Source organism: Massilia sp. Masssp94 (assembly GCF_059491305.1).
The window spans coordinates 5,430,990-5,453,578 of record NZ_CP168501.1 but is presented as its reverse complement, the minus strand read 5'-3'; the positions used below and the strand labels follow the sequence as shown (position 1 = coordinate 5,453,578).

At 68.1% G+C, this 22,589-nt stretch carries 20 protein-coding genes; 7 read left to right on the top strand and 13 right to left on the bottom strand.

Annotation, left to right across the window (positions count from 1 at the left end; genetic code table 11):
• Positions 1-5: 5 nt before the first annotated feature.
• Genes ACEN9G_RS24255 through ACEN9G_RS24230 form a run of 6 tightly spaced genes read left to right on the top strand, consistent with a single transcriptional unit; the run spans position 6 to position 5,317 of the window.
• Entirely contained in the window at positions 6-431 is a 426-nt protein-coding gene (locus ACEN9G_RS24255; RefSeq protein WP_413344166.1) for a TadE/TadG family type IV pilus assembly protein, read from the top strand.
• Positions 428-847, top strand: coding sequence for a TadE/TadG family type IV pilus assembly protein (locus tag ACEN9G_RS24250; RefSeq protein ID WP_413344168.1), 420 nt, complete (start codon positions 428-430; stop codon positions 845-847). Before ACEN9G_RS24255 ends, ACEN9G_RS24250 begins: the two co-directional genes overlap by 4 nt.
• 17 nt (positions 848-864) lie before the next feature.
• Positions 865-2,028 (top strand): AAA family ATPase, encoded by a 1,164-nt coding sequence (locus ACEN9G_RS24245; RefSeq protein ID WP_483127083.1) that lies wholly within the window; start codon positions 865-867, stop codon positions 2,026-2,028.
• 19 nt (positions 2,029-2,047) lie between these two features.
• The gene (locus tag ACEN9G_RS24240; protein ID WP_413345275.1) at positions 2,048-3,400 is read left to right on the top strand and encodes a TadA family conjugal transfer-associated ATPase; all 1,353 of its coding nucleotides are present in this window, start codon (positions 2,048-2,050) and stop codon (positions 3,398-3,400) included.
• 10 nt (positions 3,401-3,410) lie between these two features.
• Positions 3,411-4,400, top strand: coding sequence for a type II secretion system F family protein (locus ACEN9G_RS24235; RefSeq protein WP_483127082.1), 990 nt, complete (start codon positions 3,411-3,413; stop codon positions 4,398-4,400).
• An 11-nt stretch (positions 4,401-4,411) separates the two neighbouring features.
• Positions 4,412-5,317: a type II secretion system F family protein gene (locus ACEN9G_RS24230; RefSeq protein WP_483127081.1), complete on the top strand. Its 906-nt coding sequence runs from the start codon at positions 4,412-4,414 to the stop codon at positions 5,315-5,317.
• A 15-nt stretch (positions 5,318-5,332) separates the two neighbouring features.
• Here the strand turns inward: ACEN9G_RS24230 and ACEN9G_RS24225 are convergent, their stop codons facing one another.
• Complete coding sequence (locus ACEN9G_RS24225; RefSeq protein ID WP_413345687.1) at positions 5,333-6,034, bottom strand: response regulator transcription factor; 702 nt, start codon at positions 6,032-6,034, stop codon at positions 5,333-5,335.
• Between the two features lie 292 nt (positions 6,035-6,326).
• Between ACEN9G_RS24225 and ACEN9G_RS24220 the strand changes: the two genes are divergently transcribed.
• On the top strand, positions 6,327-8,519 hold the full coding sequence (locus ACEN9G_RS24220; protein ID WP_495605460.1) for a hybrid sensor histidine kinase/response regulator: 2,193 nt from the start codon (positions 6,327-6,329) through the stop codon (positions 8,517-8,519).
• A gap of 6 nt (positions 8,520-8,525) precedes the next feature.
• Here the strand turns inward: ACEN9G_RS24220 and ACEN9G_RS24215 are convergent, their stop codons facing one another.
• From ACEN9G_RS24215 to ACEN9G_RS24160, 12 genes are all read right to left on the bottom strand, one after another.
• The gene (locus ACEN9G_RS24215; protein WP_413345209.1) at positions 8,526-10,682 is read right to left on the bottom strand and encodes an EAL domain-containing protein; all 2,157 of its coding nucleotides are present in this window, start codon (positions 10,680-10,682) and stop codon (positions 8,526-8,528) included.
• Positions 10,679-12,706: a sensor histidine kinase, YfiR-like protein-associated gene (locus tag ACEN9G_RS24210; RefSeq protein WP_495605459.1), complete on the bottom strand. Its 2,028-nt coding sequence runs from the start codon at positions 12,704-12,706 to the stop codon at positions 10,679-10,681. The genes ACEN9G_RS24215 and ACEN9G_RS24210 overlap by 4 nt, the downstream gene beginning before the upstream one ends.
• Positions 12,706-13,305 carry a TOL_0243 family YfiR-like periplasmic protein gene (locus ACEN9G_RS24205; protein ID WP_413342162.1) on the bottom strand — a complete coding sequence of 200 codons (600 nt, stop codon included), beginning with the start codon at positions 13,303-13,305 and terminating at the stop codon, positions 12,706-12,708. The genes ACEN9G_RS24210 and ACEN9G_RS24205 overlap by 1 nt, the downstream gene beginning before the upstream one ends.
• Positions 13,306-13,329: 24 nt before the next feature.
• Positions 13,330-15,312, bottom strand: coding sequence for a TOL_0244 family TonB-dependent receptor (locus ACEN9G_RS24200; protein WP_413342160.1), 1,983 nt, complete (start codon positions 15,310-15,312; stop codon positions 13,330-13,332).
• 156 nt (positions 15,313-15,468) lie between these two features.
• Positions 15,469-16,656, bottom strand: coding sequence for a nicotinate phosphoribosyltransferase (gene pncB, locus ACEN9G_RS24195; protein ID WP_413342158.1), 1,188 nt, complete (start codon positions 16,654-16,656; stop codon positions 15,469-15,471).
• A 51-nt stretch (positions 16,657-16,707) separates the two neighbouring features.
• Positions 16,708-17,265 (bottom strand): SET domain-containing protein, encoded by a 558-nt coding sequence (locus tag ACEN9G_RS24190; RefSeq protein ID WP_413342156.1) that lies wholly within the window; start codon positions 17,263-17,265, stop codon positions 16,708-16,710.
• Positions 17,266-17,354: 89 nt separating this feature from the next.
• Entirely contained in the window at positions 17,355-19,028 is a 1,674-nt protein-coding gene (locus tag ACEN9G_RS24185; protein WP_413342154.1) for an AMP-binding protein, read from the bottom strand.
• Between the two features lie 87 nt (positions 19,029-19,115).
• On the bottom strand, positions 19,116-20,792 hold the full coding sequence (locus ACEN9G_RS24180) for a 4Fe-4S binding protein (protein ID WP_483127078.1): 1,677 nt from the start codon (positions 20,790-20,792) through the stop codon (positions 19,116-19,118).
• A 12-nt stretch (positions 20,793-20,804) separates the two neighbouring features.
• The gene (locus ACEN9G_RS24175; protein WP_483127077.1) at positions 20,805-21,257 is read right to left on the bottom strand and encodes a DUF3306 domain-containing protein; all 453 of its coding nucleotides are present in this window, start codon (positions 21,255-21,257) and stop codon (positions 20,805-20,807) included.
• Positions 21,254-21,694 (bottom strand): DUF3305 domain-containing protein, encoded by a 441-nt coding sequence (locus ACEN9G_RS24170; RefSeq protein ID WP_413346721.1) that lies wholly within the window; start codon positions 21,692-21,694, stop codon positions 21,254-21,256. Before ACEN9G_RS24170 ends, ACEN9G_RS24175 begins: the two co-directional genes overlap by 4 nt.
• Complete coding sequence (locus ACEN9G_RS24165) at positions 21,691-22,137, bottom strand: hypothetical protein (protein ID WP_483127076.1); 447 nt, start codon at positions 22,135-22,137, stop codon at positions 21,691-21,693. The genes ACEN9G_RS24170 and ACEN9G_RS24165 overlap by 4 nt, the downstream gene beginning before the upstream one ends.
• A gap of 10 nt (positions 22,138-22,147) precedes the next feature.
• On the bottom strand, positions 22,148-22,579 hold the full coding sequence (locus tag ACEN9G_RS24160; protein WP_483127075.1) for a hypothetical protein: 432 nt from the start codon (positions 22,577-22,579) through the stop codon (positions 22,148-22,150).
• Between the last annotated feature and the right edge of the window lie 10 nt (positions 22,580-22,589).

Below are 22,589 nucleotides of genomic sequence, written 5' to 3'. Positions count from 1 at the left end.
TCGCCATGAAGAACCACAAAGGCGTTGCGCTCGTCGAGTTTGCCCTGGTCCTGCCGCTGCTCGTCATGCTGCTGTTCCTGACGACGGAATTCGGCCGCGCCTACTACCAGTACGACACGATCACGAAAGCGGTACGGCAGTCGGCGCGCTACCTGTCGGTCCGCGCCCAGGGCACGGGCATCGCCAACGCCAGGAACATCATCGTCTACGGGAACCCGAACGGCACCGGCTCCCCGCGCATCGCGGGACTGACGCCGTCCAACGTGCCCGATCCCGTCTGGAGCACGACGGGCAGCTACCCGGTCATGAACACCGTCACCGTCAGCGTCACCGGATTCACGTTCGTGCCGATGGCCGGCAACGTGTTCGGCATGCGTCTCAACAACATCGTCTTCGGCACGATCCAGGCCACGATGCGGAGCCCGTCATGAACACCAGACAAAAGGGTTCGACCAGCGTCGAATTCGCCCTCGCCTTCCTGCTGCTCCTCGGCTTCGTGCTGGGCATCCTCGACTTTGCGCGCCTGCTGTACACGTGGAACGTCGCCGGCGAGACCGCCCGCGCCGGCGCCCGGTACGCCGTCGTGTGCGCGGATCCGACCGACAAGGCACGGATCCTCGCGACGATGCGGGGCCTGATGCCGCAGATTTCCGACATCGACGTCGCCTGGCAGCCAGCCAACTGCGATGCGACCAACTGCGAATCCGTCACCGTCTCGATCACGGGCCTGCAATTCCGCTGGATCGCGCCCATCCCGAGCCTGCTGGCCAGCCCGCTGGTGATGCTGCCCGGTTTTTCGACCTATCTCCCGCGCGAGATGATGACCTACAACCCCCTGCTCTGCTAGCCCATCGAGAGGACACCATGAAAATCGTAATCGTTTCCGAGGACAAGGCCTTCCTCAAGCTGGCGGCCTCGATCCTGGCCATCACGGGCCATGACATCATGAGCACGGCCGGCAACGCGGCCGAGCTGCGCACGCTCGCCAAGGCACTGGCGCCGGACGTGCTGCTGCTGGACGGCCGCGACGACAAGGCGCTCGACTTCGCCCAGATCGAGCGCACGACCCTGCAATGTCCCGGCGTGGCGGTGCTGCTGCTGTCCACCGCGCGCGCGCCCGGCTTCCTGATCGACGCGATGCGGGCCGGCGTGCGCGAGGTGCTGCCGTCCGTGCATCCCGGCGAGCTGCTGGCGGCCGTCGAACGCGCGGCCGTGAAGCTGTCGGCCGTGCGCACGGCCAACCACGGCAAGATCCACGCCTTCATCGGCACGAGCGGCGGCAGCGGCACGACGTTCCTCGCGACGAACTTCGGCTACCAGCTGGCGCAGGCGCACAAGGTGCTGCTGATCGACCTGAACCTGCAGTTCGGCGACGCGCTCAGCTTCCTGCAGGACACCCGCGCGGCGAGCACGATCACGGACCTGGCGCGCGACATCAACCGCCTCGATCCTCCCCTGCTGCAGGCCAGCACCATCAAGGTCACGCCCACGTACAGCATCCTCGCGGCGCCGGAAGAACCGGGCCAGGCCGCCGACATCCGCCCGGAGCACATCGACGCCATCCTCAAGTTGGCCGTCACGCAGTACGACTTCGTGCTGCTCGACCTGCCGCGCGTGGTGGATGCCATGCTGATGACGGCGCTGGACCAGGCCGCGTCGATCTTCCTCGTGCTGCAGGCCAGCGTGCCGCACCTGCGCAATGCCGACAAGCTGCTGTCCGTGTTCCGCTCGCTCGACTACCCGAAGGACAAGATCGAGCTGCTGCTGAACCGCTACGACAAGCGCGACGACATCACGCTCGACAAGATCCGGCGCACCCTGGGCGCGCACGAGATCCACATGATCGCGAACGGCTGGCGCCAGGTGAGCACGGCGATCAACCACGGCGTGCCGCTCGTGCAGTTGGAGCGCAAGCACGGCGTGATCCGTGGCCTGTCGGAACTGGGCGGCGCGATGGCGCCCGCCGCCGAGCCATCTGCCGCGGGATCGCCCGCAGGCCTGTTCGACCGCCTGTTCCGCCGCGCCTGACCCACCCACGGAGGATGCCATGTCCCTGCGCGATAAACTCAGCATGCCCGTCGCCGCGGATGCCGGCAAGACCGGCGCCCAGCAGGCGATCCTGCGCGACGCCTACAAGCAGCTGAAGGAGCAGATGCACCTGAAGCTGCTCGACCGGTTCGACCTGACGGTACTGGAAAGCCTGCCGGCCGACCGCCTGCGCCAGGAGATCGCCGCCGCGATCGACGGCATGCTGCTGGACGAGGACACGCCCGTCAGCGGCCTCGAACGGCGCATGCTCGTGCGCGACATCCAGCACGAGATGCTGGGCTTCGGACCGCTCGAACTGCTGATGGCCGATCCGGCCGTCTCCGACATCCTCGTCAACGCGTGGGACAAGGTCTACGTCGAACGCCACGGCAAGCTGGAACTGTCCGACGTCACGTTCACGGACGACCGCCACCTGATGCGCATCATCGACAAGATCGTGTCGCTCGTCGGCCGCCGCATCGACGAATCGAGCCCGATGGTCGACGCGCGCCTGCCCGACGGCTCGCGCGTGAACGCGGTGATCCCGCCCGTCGCGCTGGACGGCCCGATGATGTCGATCCGCCGTTTCGCGCACATCCCGCTCAGGATGACGAACCTGGTGGACGAGATGCACAGCCTCACGCCGGACATGGCCGACATGCTCGAGGGCCTGAGCCGCGCGAAGGTCAACATGATGATCTCGGGCGGCACGGGCGCTGGCAAGACGACCTTGCTGAACATCCTGTCCGGCTACATCCCCGCGGCCGAGCGCCTCGTGACGATCGAGGACGCGGCCGAGCTGCAGCTGCAGCAGCCGCACGTCGTGCGCCTGGAAACGCGGCCGCCGAACATCGAGGGCAAGGGCGAGGTCACGGCGCGCGCCCTCGTCAGGAACGCCCTGCGGATGCGGCCGGACCGCATCATCATCGGCGAGGTGCGCGGCGCCGAGGCGGTCGACATGCTGCAGGCCATGAACACGGGCCACGAAGGCTCGCTGACGACGATCCACGCGAACACGCCGCGCGATGCGCTGTCGCGGCTGGAGAACATGATCGGCATGGCCAACCTGAACCTGCCGCACAAGGCGGCGCGCCAGCAGATCGCGTCCGCCATCACGGTCGTCATCCAGGCGCTGCGCCTGACGGACGGCCGGCGCAAGGTCACGAGCATCCAGGAGATCACGGGCATGGAAGGCGACGTGATCACGATGCAGGAAATCTTCGCCTACCACCAGACGGGCGTCGACGGCGACGGCCGCATCGTCGGCCATTTCCAGGCGACGGGCGTGCGTCCCCGCTTCGCGGAGCGGCTGCGCGCATTCGGCATCCACCTGCCCGACCACATGTTCGATCCGTCCCGCCGCCTTGCCTGAGGAGAGCGTCATGTCAGAGAACCCGTCCGGCCATGCCCTGTTCGTGATCCTGCTGCTGGTGTTCGTGTCCGTCATCCTGCTCGTCGAGGGCGCGTGGCTGCTGTACCGCGCGCGCCGCGGCCCGGAGGCGATGCGGCTGCAGCGGCGCCTCGACCAGCTCGCGCACACGGCCGCCAGCCCGGCCCGCCGCCCGCTGCTGAAGCGGGGCCGCCTGTCGGAGCTGTCGTTCGTGGCCCGCATCCTGAGCGGCGTCGTCGTGGCGTCGACCCTGCACAACCTGCTCGGCCAGGCCGGCCTGCACTGGACCGTCGCGCGCCTGCTGCTGCTCAGCGCCGCGGCCGGCGCCGCCGGGCTGGCGCTGGGCATGATGGGCGCGCAGCCGCTGTACTTCCGCCTCGTCCTCGCGGGCCTGCTGGCCGCCCTGCCCTGGGGCTACGTGGCGACGCAACGCCGGCGCCGCCTGCGCCGGCTCGATCAGCAGCTGCCGGAAGCGCTGGACCTCATCACGCGCGCCGTGCGCGCCGGCCACTCGCTGCCGCTGGGCATCCAGATGCTGGCCGATGAAATGCCGGAGCCGATCGCCGCCGAGTTCCGGCTCGTGCACGAGCAGGTCAGCTTCGGCGTCTCGCTGCAGCAGGCACTGGCGGGCCTGTGCGAGCGCGTGCCGCTGACGGACTACCGGTATTTCGCGGTGGCCGTCCTGATCCAGCGGCAGTCGGGCGGCAACCTGGCGGAAGTGATCGGCAACCTGAGCCACCTGATTCGCGAACGCCTGAAACTGCTCGCGCGCGTGCGCGTCCTGTCGGCGGAAGGCCGGATGTCCGCCTGGACGCTGGCCCTGCTGCCCTTCCTGCTGGGTGCCCTGCTGTACCTCGTCAATCCCGACTTCATGCGGCCGCTGTGGGTCGACCCCATCGGCGTCGCCATGCTGCGTGCCCTGCTGTGCATGATGTTGCTCGGCATCGTCGTCCTGGGCCGCATCACCCGTATCCGTGTCTGAAGGAGAACGCCATGTTACTGCCCATCGTCGTGTTCCTCGCCGTCAGCTTCGGCTGTGTCGGCCTGTACCTGTGGCTGGCCCCCGACCGCACCGACCAGCGCCTGCACGCGCTGGCGCCCGGCGCCCCGGCCGCGCCGGCCTGGCGCGAGCGGATCACCGACGCCGTGACGCCGTTCGCCCGGTTGTCGACGCCGTCCGGCGACTGGGACACGTCGCCGATCCGCGTCAGGTTCATGCATGCCGGGATCCGCCATCCGAAGGCGCCGCATTTGTTCTTCGGCCTGAAGACGCTGCTGCCGGCGCTGGCCGGCGCGCCCACGTACCTGGCCCTGCGCGTGTCGCACGAGGCGACGGGCATGACCCTGCTGCTGTGGGTCGTCGCCGCGGCGACGGCCGGCTGCTACCTGCCGGACATCGCGCTGGCGCTGGCCGCGCGCGCGCGCAAGCGCGACATCTTCGACGGCTTCCCCGACGCCGCCGACCTGCTGCTCGTATGCGTCGAGGCGGGCCTGGGCGTGGACACGGCGCTGACGCGCGTGGCCGAGGAAATGCAGGCCCGGAGCCCGGCCCTGGCCGAAGAGCTCCAGCTGGCGAACCTCGAGATGCGCGCCGGCGGCACGCGCGAGACGTCCCTGCGCAACCTGGCGCTGCGCACGGGCGTCGAGGAACTGACGTCGTTCGCGACGATGCTGACCCAGGCCGACCGGTTCGGCGTCAGCATCGGCGATTCGCTGCGGGTGTTTTCCGACGACTTGCGCCACAAACGCCAGACCCGGGCGGAAGAAAAGGCCGCGAAAATCCCGACCAAGGTGCTATTCCCGCTGGTCCTGTTCATTTTCCCGGCGATTATCATGGTGGTGCTCGGACCGGCCATCATCCAGATTATCCGGACCATCGCCCCGCTGCTCCTCCATTAATCAGGGAACCGCGATTCAGGCCATTTCGGCGGTATTTGTTACCAAATGGCTTTGCGCGTATACATATAAATCGAGCCGATTACTCACGCCCAGTTTCTGATAAATCGACGATAAGTGATTCCGCAACGTGGATTCGGAAATGAACAGGATTTTCGCCAGATCCCGATTCGTCCGGACCTTGTTGACCACCACGGTCTGCAGGACGCGCCGCTCGCGGGGCGTCAGCGCGTCGAGGCCGTCGTGGTGCGGATGCGCCCGCACCGGCTCGCCGCCACGCAAGGCGTTGAGCGCGAGACAGGTCGCTTCGCGGCCGAACCACAGTTCGCCCTGATGCGTCTTCTCGATGGCCTTGACGATCTCGTCGGCGCTGGACCGGCGGCTCAGCAGGCCGTGCGCCCCGCAGCGCAGCGTCGACGCCAGCGTGTCCGTCTCCACCTCTTCCGCGAACAGCAGCGTGTGGCGCCCGCACGTCAACGCCTCGGGCAGGTCGGCCTGGCGGGCCGTGACCGCGAGTTCGTACTTCATCAGCACGAGGTCGGGCACCGCCGTGGGCAACTGGAACAACGCATCGGATTGCGTGCCGGCGACGGCCACCACTTCCATGCCCGGCCGATGGCTATTGATCAGTTTGGTCAAAGCCCACAGGATCAACTGGTGGGTTTCCACCACCATGACGCGAATGGGCGTTTCCGATATCGACAGTCGTTGTGGCGTCATATTTCATTCCTGAAATATATATAAAACCTCTTGTTTCAATGACCGCCGCGAATTCCGCAAGTCATTTATCGATGAGCTCCGTAAATATAATATCGCCAGTTTTTGCGCTTCGAGCGCTTCCCGCGTCCTTTCCGTGAAATATTTTGTGAGAATCTACGGTTGTTGCGGCTTCCAGACATTTGGTTTTCCACAAATGGTTAATTGCCGAATCACCCAATTTCACCAACGCATGCGCAAATGTCCGCCGCACCGGTTTGGACTTATAATCGGCCTTTTCTCGAATCCCGATTCCATGCGCGCCCAACGCGGCCCCTCGCTGTCCCTGCGTCACCTCCTCGTCCTGCTGACGGCGACCGGCCTGCTCCCGCTGGCCGCGCTGGGCGCCTGGAGCGTGCATCTCGCCGCCGAGTACCACCAGAGCGAACAGCAACGGGCGCTGCTGGACCTCGCACGCGCGCTGTCGAGCACCGTCGACGCGGAACTGGACGGCACCGTCGCCACCCTCGCCAGCATCGCGCGCACGCCTGCGCTCGGCGACGGCAACGTGCGGGCCTTCTACCCCATCGCGCGCGACCAGGCCCGGGCGCAGCCGGAATGGCTGGGCGTGATCCTGGCCGACGGCGACGGCAACATGGTCTTCCGCACGACCGCGCCCTTCGACGCGCCGCCGCAACCCGTCGCCGATCCGTCCAGCCTGCGCCAGGCGCTGCTGCTGCGCCGCCCGGTCATCGGCCACGTCGCGCACGGCAAGGGCGGGCGGGCCGCCGTCCCCGTGCGCTTTCCCGTCAGCGACGCCGCCGGCCATCCGTACGTGCTGACGGCCGTCGTCCAGCCCGACCGCATCATGCGCGCGCTCGCGCGCCAGCAGGTGCCGGCCGGCTCGGTGATTTCGGTGCTGGACGGCGACGGCGCGATCGTCGCCCGTTCGCACGGCCTGGGCGACCACGCCGGCGGGCCGCCCAGCCCGAGCCTGGCGCGGCTGATCCGGCTGAACGGCCCGGAAGGCGCCGGCGCCACCGTCACGCTCGAAGGCAGTGCCGTCACGACGGCCTATACGCGGCTGTCGCGCTACGGCTGGACGGTCGCCGTCGGCGCGCCGCCCGCGGGCTGGGCCGGCGGGGCGGGCTTTGCGTGGTACGGGGCCGGCATCGCGCTGTCGCTCGCGCTCAGCATCGGTCTCGCGACGCTGCTGGCGCGCCGCATCGTGCGCCGCATCGCGACGCTCGCGGCGGGCGCCGCCGCCCTCGGCGCCGGCACCGACCCGGTGGTGCCCTCGTCGCGCATCCAGGAAATCGACGCGATGGGCGCGGCGCTGCGGGCCGCGGGCGCACGCCGCGCGGCGCACGAGCGGGACCGCGAGGACGCGCTGGAACTGGCGCGCCAGGCCGGCCGCGCCAAGGACGAGTTCCTCGCCGTGCTGGGCCACGAACTGCGCAATCCGCTGGCCCCCATCGCCGGCGCGCTCGACCTGATGGACTTGCGCGACGACGCCGCCTCGCGCCGCGAGCGCGGCATCATGCGGCGCCAGGTCGCGCACCTGAAACACCTCGTCGACGACCTGCTCGACGTGTCGCGCATCGCGTCCGGCAAGCTGCGCATCGACGTCGCCCCCGTGGACCTGGCGGCCGTCGTGCGCCACGCCGTCGCCGCCAGGCCCGACCAGCCGCTCCGCCTGCAGGCCCCCGCGGCGCTGTGGGTCGCCGGCGACGAGCACCGTCTTGCGCAGGTGCTGGGCAACCTGTTGTCGAACGCGGCCCGCTTCGGCAGCACGGACACGCACGTCGTCCTCGAGCGCGCGGGCGGCGTAGCCCGCCTCGTCGTCGCCGACAATGGCCTAGGTATGGATACCGCGCTGGCGCAGCGCGTGTTCGAACCGTTCTACCAGGCGCCGCAAGCGCTGGCGCACCACAGCGGCCTGGGACTCGGTCTCGCCATCGTGCAGCGCATCGTCGAGCTGCACGGCGGCCGCGTGAGCGCGCACAGCGACGGGCCCGGCCTGGGCAGCCGCTTCGAGATCATGCTGCCGCTCGGCGCACCGCCGTCCGCCACGGCGCCCGCGCCCATCCGCGCGGCGAGCCGGCCGCTGCGCGTCCTGGTCGTGGACGACAACGAGGACGCCGCCGCCCTCACGGCCGCGATCCTGCGCGAACTGGGCCACGAAGTGAAAACAGCGCACACGGCGAACGCGGCGCTGGACGTGCAGGCGGCCTGGCCGCCGGACGCCGCGATCCTGGACATCGGCCTGCCCGACATGGACGGCTACGCCCTCGCCGCCGCCATGCGCCGCGCGGCCGTGACACCGCTGCGGCTGACGGCGCTCACCGGCTACGGCCGCCGTGCCGGCGTGGCCGCGCACGCGCCGCCGGATGGCGCCGCGTTCGACCTGCATCTCACCAAGCCGGCCAGCCTGGACGACCTGCGGCGGGCGCTGGGGGCGGACGACACGGATGCGGCCGCGGGCCCGCCCGGCACGGCGCGCGCCTGAGGCCTCTTACGGCGGCGCCGGCCGGCCATTGTCCGGCTCCATGCCGTGCAATTGCCAGTAGTGCCGGAACGCGGCGCGTATGCTGCCGCGCAGCACCTCGTCGTCCCATGGTTTCGTAAAGAAGCGATACAGCGCCCCGAGGTTGACCGCGTCCATGATGGTGTCGAGGTCGGGGTACCCCGACAACACGATCCGGAACGTGTCGGGATACATCTCCTTCACTTTACCGAGGAACTCGGTGCCGCTCGTCCCTCTCATGCGCTGGTCGCACAGGATGACGTGAACGGGATGGAGCGCCAGCATCTCGAATCCCTCCGCCGCGCCCGATGCCGTCAGGATGCGATAACCGTCGCGGCGCAGCAGGCGGTTGAGCGACGCGAGCACGCTCGGCTCGTCGTCGATGATGAGCAGGGTACGCGGCGGTGCCGCCGCCAGGTCCTGCGGCAGCGCCAGGGCCGCGCCTTGACGGAGCATCGCCTCGAACTGCTGCGCGGGCACCGCGCGGCTGAAGTAGAAACCCTGCATCTGGTCGCAGCGATAGCGCCTGAGCAGGGACAGCTGGGCCACCGTTTCCACGCCCTCGGCAATCACGTCGAGCTTCAGGCTGTGCGCCATGCCGATGATGGCCTCCGTGATGGCCGCATCGTCCGGATTGGTCGTGACCTCGCGGATGAACGCGATGTCGATTTTCAGGGCATCGAGCGGCAGCCGTTTCAGATAGGCCAGGCTGGAATAACCGGTGCCGAAGTCGTCGATCGACACGCGCACGCCGCGCGCCCGCAGACGCTGGAGGGTGGCGACCGCGCATTCCACATTGTCGACCAGCGCGCTTTCGGTCACTTCGAGCTCCAGCATGCCGGCGTCGATGCCATGCGCGTCGATCGCCTCCAGCACGGCCGTCTCCAGGCCGCCGCCCGCGAACTGGCGGCCCGAGACGTTGACGGCGATATGCATCGGCGCCGACATCACGCCCGTCCACGCTGCAATCTGCCGGCATGCGGCGTCGATCACCCAGCTTCCGACCTCGACGATCAGGCCGGTGTCCTCGAGCACGGGAATGAACTCTCCCGGCGATATCAGGCCGTGCCCCGGACGATTCCAGCGCAGCAGGGCCTCGGCCCCCGTGATGCGGCCGGTATTGATCCCGGCCTTCGGCTGGTAATGGAGCTCGAACTCATGGTTGCCGATGGCCGCGCGCAGTGCGTTCTCGATCGTCAGCCGGCGCCGCGCCTGGACGTTCATTTCATCGGTGAAGAAGTGGCATCGTCCCCGATCCTCGGCCCTGGCCTGGTGCAACGCCGTATCGGCATATTTGAGCAGGGTCGCCGCATCGGTGGCGTCGGCCGGATAAAGCGCGACGCCGATGCTCGCGGTCATCGTGAAGTGCTGCGTCTCGAGGGCGAAGGGCCGCCGCAGGGCCGCCCTGATGCGCTGGTCGATCTGCAGCACGTCATGCTGCATTTGCGGTCCCGCCAGTACCAATCCGAACTGGTTGCCCCCGACGCGGCCCAGGGCGGCGCGCGCGGGGACGCAGTCGCCGAGGCGCTGCGCGAACTGGCACAGCAACTCGTCGCCGCCGACGTGGCCGAGCGTATCGTTGACGTATTTGAAGCGGTCCAGGTCGATCGCCATCACCGCGACCATCTCGCCGTCGCGTTGCGCCTGCGCGAGCGCCTGGTCGAGCGAGGCGTGCATCAGCATGCGGTTCGGCAGGCCCGTGACCGTGTCGAAGCGGGCCAGGCGCAGGCCATATTCGCGTGTCGCCGTGTACAGCAGCCGCACCTCGAGCATATTGCGGATGCGCGTGAGCACCTCGACCTGGTCGAACGGCTTGCTGACGAAATCCCTGGCGCCGGCTTCCAGTGCGCGCAGCTTGTGCGCGGGCTCGGCGGTGACTACGAGCACCGGCAGGTAGCCGTCGCTTTCCAGCGGCCGCAGGCCCTCGAGGATCTGGAAGCCGTTCATGTGCGGCATGTTCAGGTCGAGCACGATGATGTCGTAGCGATTCGCGCGGTGCAGGTCGAGCACGGTGCGCGAGTCGGTAGCCAGCGTGACGCACGTGTACCCCGCGTCTTCGAGCATATAGCCGAGCAGTTTGACGTTTGCTTCCTGGTCGTCGACGATCAGGATGCGGGCACGATGGATGTCGGATAAGGAAATCATGGCCCCTCTTTTCGCTCCGCTATGGTTGGACGGCGAACGGCGCCGTTGGCTTCCAGCGCGCTGTCGATCGCGGCGGAAAATTCTGCGATATCGATCGGTTTGGCGACATATCGGAAAAAACCATTGCTCATCGCCAGTGCGATGTCGTGCGACATGGCGCTGGCGCTGACGGCGATCACCGGTATGTCCGCCGTGGCGGGGTCGGCACGCAGGACCTTGAGCGCGTCGATGCCGCTCATGCCGGGCAGGTGCACGTCCATCAGGATCAGGTCGGGCGTATGCGCGCGCGCCAGCGCAATGCCGAGGTGGGCATCCGGCGCCGACAGCAGGCGCAGGTCCGGGCTCAGCGCGATGATCGATTCGACCAGTTTCAGGTTGGCGGGATTGTCCTCCACATACAGCAAGGTGTAGCCATGGCCGACGGCAAGCGGATCCCGCGCCGCGGCCGCGGGCGAGGGCGCCGCCGCGCCGTCCGCGGTGCCGGACGCGGCCGGCGCCACACTGTCGAGCTGGATCCAGAACACGCTGCCGATCCCGACCGTGCTGGTCACGCCGATGCTGCCGTTCATTAATTCGACCAGGCGCTTCGTGACGACGAGGCCGATGCCCGTTCCCTCCTCGGTGCCCGCTTCCTGTCCCAGGCGATTGAACGGCTGGAACAGCTCCTCCATTTGCGCCGCGCTCAGGCCGGGCCCGGAATCGCGCACGGAAATGCGCACCCGCCGTGCCGCGTCCGGCACAAAGTCGAGCGCCACCACGCCACCGGCCCGATTGTATTTGATCGCGTTCGACAACAGGTTCAACAGGATCTGCTTCAGGCGCGTCCGGTCGGCCAGCACGGTCACGCCCGGCGCGTCGGGAAACGTCATGCGCAACCCGCGCTGGTCGCCCAGCGGTTCGATCATGGCCCGGCATTCCTGGATGACTTCCTCGAGCGCCACGGCCTCGAGCGACAGCGTGACCGCCCCGGACTCGACTTTGGCAAGGTCGAGCACCTCGTTGATCAGCGTGAGCAGGTGTTTTCCCGCCTTGAGGATGTAGCCGGTAAATTCCTTCTTGCGCTCGACGTTGTTCGGCTGGGCGTCGTTGGCAAGCAGTTGCGTAAAGCCGAGGATGGCGTTGAGCGGCGTGCGCAATTCATGGCTCATGCTCGACAGGAACGACGATTTTGCCTGGTTCGCCTCCTCCGCCGCCGCCTTGGCCAGTTCCAGCTCCGAGGTGCGCTCCGTCACGCGCTGCTCGAGGTCGACGTTGAGGCGCATGACCTCGCGCTGGGCGCGCTCGCGCTGTTCCACTTCGCGCATGATGGCCAGGTTCGACGACTCCAGTTCGCCGGTGCGGCGCTCCATCTCGCCGAGCATGTCGTTGAACGCGCCCACCATCATGCCGACTTCGTCGCTGCTGCTGGCTTCGACGCGGCGCGAATAGTCGCGCTGGGCCACCACGTCGCGCGCCGTCTCCGCGACCGCCAATATTGGACGGCTCACCAGCTTCTCCATGCGCACGACCATCAACAGGGCAATCGCCATCGCGATCAGCCAGACGACCACGGCGATGGCGACGTCGACCGCAACAGTCCTCGTCGGATCGTAGCTGGCACACATGTAGACGGTGCCGACGATGCCGCTCTCGCCGACGATGCGCCGGAACACGTTCAGGCGCGCCCCGTCGACCTGCGCGCCGTCCGCCTCCGGCAGCACCGGCAGGTCCTTGCCGTGGCCAGGGCGCACATACGACGCGAACAGCTTGCCGTGCTCGTCATAAATCGCCGCGGCCTCGATGTTCGGCCAGGTGTCGAACAAGTGCAGGTTGCTGGTCGCCAGCTTCGGATCGTCGAACGCCAGTGCCGGCGCCGTCATGCGTCCGAGCAGCGTCGACTGGGTCGTCATTTCCGTCACGAGCCCGCGGTGGTAGGTCCAGATGTCGCCGGCCACATTGCCGACCAGCGCCACGGCGAGCGCCACCAGCGTGGTCGACAACACGATGACGAACATCTTGTTGCGGATGGAGTAGGAGCGCAGCATCACGGATTCCCTTTTTCCACTTTGTAAGCTGCACTCAGCATCAGTGCGCTGATCTTCAGACGGCTCGGCTTGATCGGCCTGAGCGCCACTTCGAAGCGCAGGCGGTCGTCGACGACGGTGAAGCTGATCATGCTGTCGGCGCCGGGCTCGGCACCGGGTTCGGCGACCGTCAGGACCGGGCGGTCCTTGATGGCCGCATACAGCTCGCGCGCCCAGCGGGCATCCGGCGTGCCGACGACCAGCATCTGCACGTCGGTCGGCGCCTCGCCGCGCCGCAGCCGGCGCACGGCCACCTTGCGCCCGTTCACGGTGCGTCCCGCCAGGCTGGCCTCGAGTTCGTCGGCCAGCGCGTCCGAGCCGGCCAGGCCGATCGTGAAGCTGCTGTCGGGCCGGGCAAACGCCTCGGGCGGCCATTCGACAAAGCTGGCAAACTTGTACAGATAAGCGGCCTCGATCTGACGCACGACCTGGCCGGAGCTTCCGTTCGCCTGGGTATCGGCGCGCGCGGCGCCGGCCATGACGACGAGAACGCATGCAAGCACCGACAGCCGGCCCCGCAAGCCGGCGGCGCCCTTACGCTGGAGCCTGGAAATGAACATGGTCGTCGTCGTGGCGCGGGCGGTTCAGAAGCGATGGACGACTTTGGCATAGACGCCGCGGCCGAACTGGCTGCGTGTCGCCGCCGGGGTGAATTCCGCGTGCCCGCCGCCGTTCAGGTGCTGCGCGGCGATCGACCACTCCCAGTCCGGGCGCGGCCGCCAGCCATACCGCAGATCCACGCTCGTGTAGGCCGGCACGTCGGGGCCGGACAGCGCGGCCACATGGCGCAGCGTGCAATCGAGCGAACGCCCGCCGTCCAGGTCCAGCGATGAACGCAGCAGCCATTGATGCGCGGGGTCCAGCCCGGCCGTCGCGGTGGCCCCGGCGTCGTTGCTGCCGGGTTGCAGGCGCAGCCCTTCATGCAGCGCATTCATCCCCGCGTTCAGGCGCCAGTGCGGCGCGGCCTGCCACGTGCCCCACATCTCGATGCCGCGGGTGCTCCCCTCCATCTTGCTGGCGTAGTAAACATAGGTGCGGCTGGCCGCGACCTCCTGCGTGCGCAGATCGTCGTATCGGGCATGGAACGCCGTGACCGAATAGGACAGCGTCGCGGTGGCCTGGCCGCGATAGCCGAGTTCCGCGACCCGCGCCGTCTCCGACTTCACGGTCGATCCGCCGTCGAGCAGGTACGGCGGCGCGCCCGGCACATAGATGTCGCGGTCGAAGCGCGACGGCGCGCGTACGGTGCGCGACAACGCGCCCCACAGGGTGTGCCCGGGTGCCGGTGTCCAGGCCAGCCGGGCATTGGGCAGAATTTCGACGCCGGTATAGTCGTTGCGTTCGAGGCGGGTGCCGACGGTCAGGTGCAGGTCGGCACGCAGGGACACCTCGTCCTGGACGAACAGGCTGGCCCATTTCTGGTTCAGGTCCGCCGGCAGGAAGGCGACGTAGCGGCTGTTGCGGGCCCGATCGATGCTGTAGCGGTAGCCCGCGCCCCACACCGGCGCGTGCATGCCGATGGGCGCCAGGTTGTGCTGGAACTGGACATCGACGATATCGAGCACCTCGCCGAACGTCGGCGGCACGGTGCGTTCGGTATGATCTTCGATCACATGGAGGCTGAAGCGCCCCCCGGCTTCCAGTTGGCGCTCCCAGCGGGCGTTGAGATTCGCGCCGGCCAGCGTGATCGGGCCCAGCGCAAGCTGCATCCCGGATATCGCGATCATGCCGGGCAAAGGCTGGTCCGCGATACCATGGTAAGCGTCACCCTGGACGGTGAACCGGTCGATACCGTGCTGCCAGTCGGCACGAAAACCGGCCTGTACATGGTGGGCGCCGTCGTCGATGGGGTCGCCGGTTGCCAGCGACGTGTGCCGGAGGCCCGTGTATTTCGCGTACATCCGGTAGGTCGCACCGCTGTCCAGCTTCGCTCCGTAACGTACCGCGCCATCGGCCCGGCGGTTACCGCCCCCGGCACCGGCGAGGCCGCCCTGCGTATCCGCGGACGAACGGGTGATGATGTTGATGACGCCGTTGACCGCATTCGTGCCCCACAGGGTTCCGCCCGGCCCGCTGATCACTTCGATCCGCTCGACATCTTCCAGCATCACGTCCTGCGCGTCCCAGAACACGCCTGAGAACAACGGCGTATACACCGACCTGCCGTCGATCAGCACCAGTAATTTGTTGGCTGCACTGCTGTTGAAGCCGCGCGCGCTGATCGTATAACCGTAGGCGCTTGCTTCGGCCACTTGCAGGTTCGGGGCCAGGCGCAACGCCTCCGGCAGGCTGGCAACGCCGCTGCGGCGCAGGTCGTCGCTCGTAATGACGAATACGGAAGCCGCCGCCTCCGCCAGGCGCTCGCTGTTCTTGGACACGGAGGTAACGCGGATATCGGCCAGCTGGTCGAAACTGAGGTCGAGCAACGCGCTGCCCTGCGGCGTCGCCTGGCACGGCAGTCCGGCCACCGCCAATAACAATCCGGTCAGCCGGTAGGCGCGCCTGGCCGGTCCTCTTGTGATGGCACGCGACCGCCCCTCCCGACACGGATTTTTTTGCCAAAACATTATCAAAACGTGCGCTCCTGGTGGACGTTGCTGTCAGGGCCGAGCGACGCCCCGGGAATTCGATACAAATGTGAGCGATATCAAAACAATAGTAGACTCAACGCAATAAAAAAGCACGAAAGTCTTTGTCGCGAAAAAACTGACAGCGGCAACCGTTCAGATGTGCTGGTCGAACACCTGGCGCAGATAGGCGATGAACGTCTCGTCCGTGCTGAATCCCTTGCCGGGGCTGTCGGACAGCTTGGCGACGGGCTGGCCGTTGCAGCGCGTGAGCTTCATGACGATGTTCAGCGGGTCGTACTGCGTGTCGTTGGTGAGCTTGGTGCCGATGCCGAAGCCCGTCATCACGCGGTCGGCGAAGTGGCGGTACAGGGAGAGCGCCTTGGGCACGGTGAGCGCATCCGAAAACACGAGGCGCTTCGTGCGCGCGTCGATACGCAGTTTGGCGTAGTGCGCGATGGCCTTCTCGCCCCACTCCACCGGGTCGCCGGAATCGTGGCGCAGGCCGTCGAACAGCTTGGCGAAATACAGGTCGAAATCGCGCAGGAAGGCGTCCATGCCGACGACGTCCGTCAGCGCCGTGCCGAGGTCGCCGCGGTATTCCTGCACCCAGTCCTCCAGCGCCTTCTTCTGGAAATCGCGCAGGCGCACGTCGAACGACTGGAACGCCTGCATGTATTCGTGCGCCATCGTGCCGATCGGCACCAGGTTGAATGTCTTCGCCAGGTAGACGTTCGACGTGCCCTTGAAGAACTGCGGCAGCTCGCGTGCCAGCGTGGCGACGACTTCCTCGTGCCAGTCGCCCGAGAAGCGGCGGCGCACGCCGAAATCGAAGAACTCGAACGGGTTGGTCTTCTTCGGTTCCTGGTCGAAGGCGCGGAACTCGGCGATTTTCTGGTCGAGCCGCTTGCGCGCCTCCTCGATGGCGGCCTGCTGGTCGAAGCGGCGGAAATACAGCTCGTTGACGATGTACAGCACGAAGATCTCGAAGCCCATCACGTGCACGATGGGGCCGCAGGCGCGGATGCGCAGGTGCGGCCCGTCCGTTTCCACGTGGATGAACTTGCGCTGGAAACGGAACAAGGTGAGGAAGTCGGCGAAGTCGCTTTTGATGAAGCGCAGGGACCTCATGTAACTGACCTCGTCCTCCGTGAACATCAGCGTGCACAGATGGTCCAACTCGCGTTCGACTTCTTCTTTCAATTCCGCCAGCGGATAGGCGGGCGTGTTGCGGCACTTGAACTCGTATTCGCCGATGGCGTTCGGGTGCATGTGCATCAAAGCCTGCCACATGGTGAATTTATAGAGATCGGTTTCGAGCAGGCTGCGGACGACGGGTTTCATGGGCGGGCGGGGGTTCCTGTTGTTGTGGTGTCGATGTCTGGTCCGGATGCTTCAGGTCGGGGCGCCGGCAGATTTGCGCGGCCCCTGCTTGCGCACACGCTTCTTGGGCGCCAGCATCGTGCCGAGGCAGGCCGGCGTGCCGCAGCGGCAGGCGAACAAACGCTTCAGCGCGGGCGTGTGGCGCTCGTCGTAGATCAGCGCATAGTTGTAATTGAGTTCCTCGCCCGCGTCGATGTCGCGCAGCGCGTGGATGTACACGCGGCCGTCTTCTTCGTAGGCTTCGCAATTGGGTTCGCACGCGTGGTTGATCCAGCGGGCGTCGTTGCCGCGCCGGCCGCCGTCGATCACGTTGCCGTCGGCGAGGCTGAAATAGAACGTGTGATTGACCGGGCCGCCCCGTTCGGCAGCACGGCGCGTCGCTTCGTCCCACGTGATGCGCTCGCCGCGGTATTCGATGATGCGCTCGCCGGCCGGGATGTCGCGCAGCGCGAACACGCCGTTGCCGTGCACGGGCGATTGCCGAACCTCGTACGAGGCCGGGCGGGCCGGCTTGCCGGCGCCCTTGCTTGCGGTCTGCTTCGATGTGGTCGGATTGACGGACGGGTTCATGGATCGGCGTTCGGTTGGATGGACACGATCTATTATTGATCGGATCGCGGCATTCCTGCCGCACGCCTTTATCTTACCGTGTCGGCTGCTCAGGCGCCGAATTCGTCGTCCCTGAATTCAAGCACGGCCCGATCGCCCGCCGCCTCCGCCCTGCGCAACTCGACCCGGCGGATCTTGCCGGAGATCGTCTTCGGCAAGTCCGCGAACGCGATGCGGCGGATGCGCTGGTACGGCGCCAGCCGGTCGCGCGCGAAGGCGAAGATCGCGGCGGCCAGTGCGCGCGTCGGCTCCACGCCCGGACGCAGCGCGATGAACGCCTTCGGCACCGCGAGGCGCACCGGGTCCGGACTCGGGACGATGGCCGCTTCCAGCACGTCCGGATGCTCGATCAATACGCTCTCCAGTTCGAACGGGCTGATGCGGTAGTCGGACGACTTGAACACGTCGTCGTTGCGGCCCACGTAGAAGTAATAGCCATCCTCGTCCACGCGCGCCGTGTCGCCCGTGTGGTAGTGGCCGGCGCGCATGACGTCCGCGGTCTTCGCCTCGTCGTTCTCGTAGCCCAGCATCAGGCCCAGCGGCGCCGGATCGAGGCGAAGCGAGATCTCTCCCTCCTCCGCAGGCTGGTCGTCGATGTCGAGCAGCGCGACGCGGTAGCCCGGCAGCGGCCGGCCCATCGAGCCCGGCTTCACGGGCTGGCCGGGCGGATTGCCGATCTGGCACGTGGTCTCGGACTGGCCGAAGCCGTCGCGGATGCGGATGCCCCACGCGCGCTCGACCTGCTCGATGACTTCCGGATTCAGCGGCTCGCCCGCGCCGACCAGTTCGCGCAGCGGCGGCTGCCACTGCGCGAGGTCCTCCTTGATCATCATGCGCCACACGGTCGGCGGCGCGCACAGCGACGTCACGCCGCAGCGCACGATCGTGTCCAGGCAGGCGCGCGCGGAAAAGCGTTCGTAGTTGTAGACGAACACGGTGGCGCCCGCGTTCCACGGCGCGAAGAAGCAGCTCCACGCATGCTTGGCCCAGCCGGGCGAGCTGATGTTCCAGTGGACGTCGCCCGGCCGCAGCCCGATCCAGTACATCGTCGACAGGTGGCCCACCGGATAGCTCTGGTGGCTGTGCAGCACGAGCTTCGGCTTCGCGGTCGTGCCCGACGTGAAGTACAGCAGCAGCGGGTCAAGGGCGCGCGTGACCCCGTCCGGAACGAAGCCTGCCGCCGCCGTCGCGCTGTCCGCGTAATCGCGCCATCCGGGGGTGCTTGCGCCGACGGCGATGCGCGTGAAATCGCCGGCGAGGTCCGCGAACTTGTGCGTCTCGGACGCCTGCGCGATCACGTGGCGCACGCGGCCCCGCTGCAGGCGGTCCTGCAGGTCGTTGCCGGACACGAGCATTGTCGTCGGCACGAGGACGGCGCCCAGCTTGATCCCCGCCAGCATGACCTCCCACAGCTCGACGCGGTTCGGCAGCATCAGGAGCACGCGGTCGCCGCGCCGCACGCCGCAATCGCGCAGCCAGTTCGCGACCTGGCTGGAACGCGCCGCCATGTCGGCAAAACCGATCTTGCGCTCGCTGCCGTCTTGTTCCACGACCCACAGCGCGGGCGTCGTGTTGGCTTGCGCCTGCATGTCGAAATAATCGAGTGCCCAGTTGAATTCGTCGAGCCCGGGCGGCTCGTAGTCGCGGTAGGCCGTCGCGTAGTCGGTGCGATGCTGGTGCAGGAAGTCGCGCGCGCGGATGAAGCGCTCGTACGGGGATGCCATCGGTCGTCTCCTTGTGGTTGCGAAACGGGCGCCTCGTGAGCGCCCGTTCCGGTGGTCGTATAGCGGCTCGTGCCTATTCTGCCACGGTCAGCGCCGGCGCAGCTCCTGCGCCTGGTGGATCGTCTGCTCGTCCGTCGGCGTCATCATGTCGATCACGCGGCAGTCGCCGCACATGCGCATGCGGTCGAGGTGACCGGCGAACGCGGGATGTCCGGCCAGGCGCGCCAGCATGCTCTCGACCATGCGCAGCGTCCCGAACGCCTTGTTGCAACGGATGCAGTGGAACGGCTGCGTTTCGTTCAGCACCACGGGCTGCTTGCGCGTGTCGCTGAACGACAGGCGTGGCACCAGCCGGATCGCATCTTCCGGACACGTATCGGCACACAGCCCGCACTGGACGCAGTTCTTTTCGATGAAGCGCAGCTGCGGCGCTTTCTGCCCATCCTGCAGCGCCGACGCCGGACACGCGCCCACGCACGCCATGCACAGGCTGCACTTGCCGGCGTCGACGTCGAGCGTACCGAACGGACTGCCGGCCGGCAGCGCGATCTCCTCGACCTGCTGCGGCGCCTCGCGCAGCAGGTGCTCGAGCGCGTAGTCGAGCGTGTTGCGCTTGTCCGCCGCCACGTTGAAGCCGGCCCGCCGCGCCGGCACCTCGCCGCGCGGCGCGTGCAGCAGCGCGCGCGCCAGCTCGTCCGGCCCCGTCACGCGCAGCAGCCGCACGTGCGCGCCCGCGTAGCCGAGGCCCGTCATGATGGTTTGCGCGATCGTCATCTGCTCATCCAGCGCGGCCGCGTACTGCGGGGCCTCGGCGTCCGTCATGAGGACCGTGATGCCGGCCGCGCCCCAGGCGAGCGCCGCGAGCCAGATGTCGATGCCGGTCGATGCCGTGTGGTGCACGCCCAGCGGCAGCACCCGTCCCGGCACGTCGACGGCCTCCAGCAGCGCCGCGCCTTCCAGGCCGTGGACGAGCAGCACCGGCTCGCGTCCGCCCGCCTGCGTGTAGGCGTTCAGCGCGGCCTTGATGCGCATGCCCGTGTGCGCCGCGCCGGGATACGCATAGCCCAGCGCGCCCGTGGGGCAGACGGTCGTGCACGCGCCGCAGCCCGCGCACAGGTAAGGGTTCACGGCGATCAGGTCGCCCGCGCCCGAGATCGCGCCCGCCGAGCAGATCTCGATGCACGCATTGCAGCCGCTCCTGCGGTTGCGGCCGTGCGCGCACAGGCGTTCCTTGTAGGCGAAGTATTTCGGCTTCTCGAATTCGCCGACCATCCCGACGAGTTCGTCGACGGCGGCCTGGCGCGCGGCGGGATCGAGGCCCGGCGCGTAATAGCCGTGCGGGCGCTGGTGCGTCGCGATCTGCGGCGCCGCGCCGAGGTCGAGCACGAGGTCGAAGCGCGCGTGTTCCGGCTTGCTGCCTCCCGTCTGCCACGTCGCGTCGAACGCGCCGAGCCAGCCCGTCACGACGAGCGCGCGCGCCGCGAACACGGGATACAGGCGCAGCGCCGTGTCGCCGCCGTCGTCGTCCAGCAGCAGCACGGTGACGGGCAGCGCGGCAGCCAGGCGCTCGGCCCACGGCAGCGCGTCGGCGCGGGTGCCGATGACGAGCGTGCGGCCGGCGGACTTGTAGCCGACCGTGTCCAGCGGGTCGGGTGCGGGAATCTCGGACAGCGCGGCCAGCGCCGCGTTGCGGGCGACGCGGTCGCGGTCGTCCTGGACGGGGTCGAGGGCGACGCCCTGCCCTTCGATCAAACGGATGTTCATGCTGTCCCGGTTTCAGGTGGTTTTATTGGAATCCTCCGGCGCATCTTCCGCGGCCGGCGGTTCTTCGACGGCGTCGACAACCCGCTGCAACGCATTCTTCGCGTGCTCGAGCGACGCGAGCATCGCTTCGGACACGGGGCTCGGCTTCGTGTAGTCGTCGATGTAGACGTCCAGCCCGTCCATCGCATTGAAGTGCGGGTCGGCGAACAGTTTTTTCAGCGCCGTCCGGCGCACGGCCGCATCGACGCCGCGCGTGACGAAGGCGGAGAAATCGGAGTCGCCGGTCAGGCGGGCGACGTCGTCCATCGTCGGCAGCGGCACGTCGGCCGGTGCCACGGCAGGCGCTTCGACGACGGGAACCGGCAGGTCTTCGACCGGCGCAGCCGCTTCCGGGAGCGGCTCGATACCCGATCGCGCTTCCGTCTTGCGGCGCGCCCAGCGGCGCAGGAAGCCTTCGTCCGTCATCCGTGCTGGCGGCCGCGGCGCGGCTTCGGTTGGTAGTGCGCGCGCAGATAGCCCGCGAGCCACGCATAGATCTCGGCCGGCATCGTCACGCCGTCCGCGTTTTCTCCCGAGTCGAACATGCGCGTGCCCTCGACATAGCTGACCGATGCGCGCACGGGCATCGCGCGGCCGTTCTCCATCCGCCACAGCACGAAGACCTTCGATTCGGGCGCAACGCAGTTCTCGTAATAGCCTTCGTTCTCGTCCGGATACAGTTCCAGTTCGAGGCCGGAGACGAGGTAGTAGTCGCGCCCGGGCGTCTGGCTCAGCACCTGCAGCGGCGGCAGGTCGCCGCGGTCCGGCACGACGCCGATCGCTTCCCAGGCCTCGTCGGCCCAGCGGTGCTGGAGGGTCCGCCGCTGCATCAGCACGGCGATCGGCATGGATCCCATCTTCATCTGTTGTTCACCTTCGGCGTGCCTTTCTGGACGGTCGGCGGCGTGCCCGCCGGCTCGGCCCGCGTCGGGTGGGCCTTCACGTCCGCGCTGGGCGGCGCCGTGCCCAATTTTTCGCTCTTGATGGGTGCGGCGGCGCCAGCCGCGGTCAGCTTGCCTTCCGGCTGTCCGGCCGGTGCGGCCGCTTGCGCCGGTGCGGCCGCCGCGATCGCGACCTGCGCATGCGCCTTCCAGCCCTGCGCGGACGCGCGGCTGCGCCAACGGGCCGTGATGGCGTCCATCGATGCGGCAAGCAACGCCTTGTCCCTGGCCGCCTGCGCATCCGCGGCCGCCTTCTTCGCGGCGGCGGCCTCCTGCTGCGCCGGTGTCGGCGGCGGCAGCGCGGCGTGGGCCGTCGCGGCGGACAGCGCCAGCGCGAGCGCCGCGATCCTGGTCATGTGGCTCATCCTGGTCTCCTCATCGTCCCGGCGCCGCCGAGTGGCTCGGGTCGCGGTTGACGGCGCCCGGCAGCGGCCCCACTTCGGCCGGCGTCGGCGCGGCCGGCTTGCCATGGTCGCCGGGCTGGGTCTGCGTGGTGTCGAGCGTCCCGGGACCGCTGGGCGGCGTCACGCCCTGGCTCGGGCCTTGCCCCGTCTCCTGCACGGAGCCGCCGGTCGCGGCGCCGGCGGTGTTGCCGCCGCTGCCGCCGGCGATGCCTGGCGTGCCGCCCGCGTACACGGCGTTCGTTTTCGGGCCGCCATGTGCAGCCATCACCTGGCCGCTCGTGCCGCCGTCGGCCGTCACCATGCCGGGGAATTTGGTCTTGCGCTGGGCGTCGTCGCCATGCTGCTTGCAGCCCACGGCGGCCAGTGCCAGCAGCACGGCCATGACCTTCATCGTCGTTTTCATCGGCGGCTCC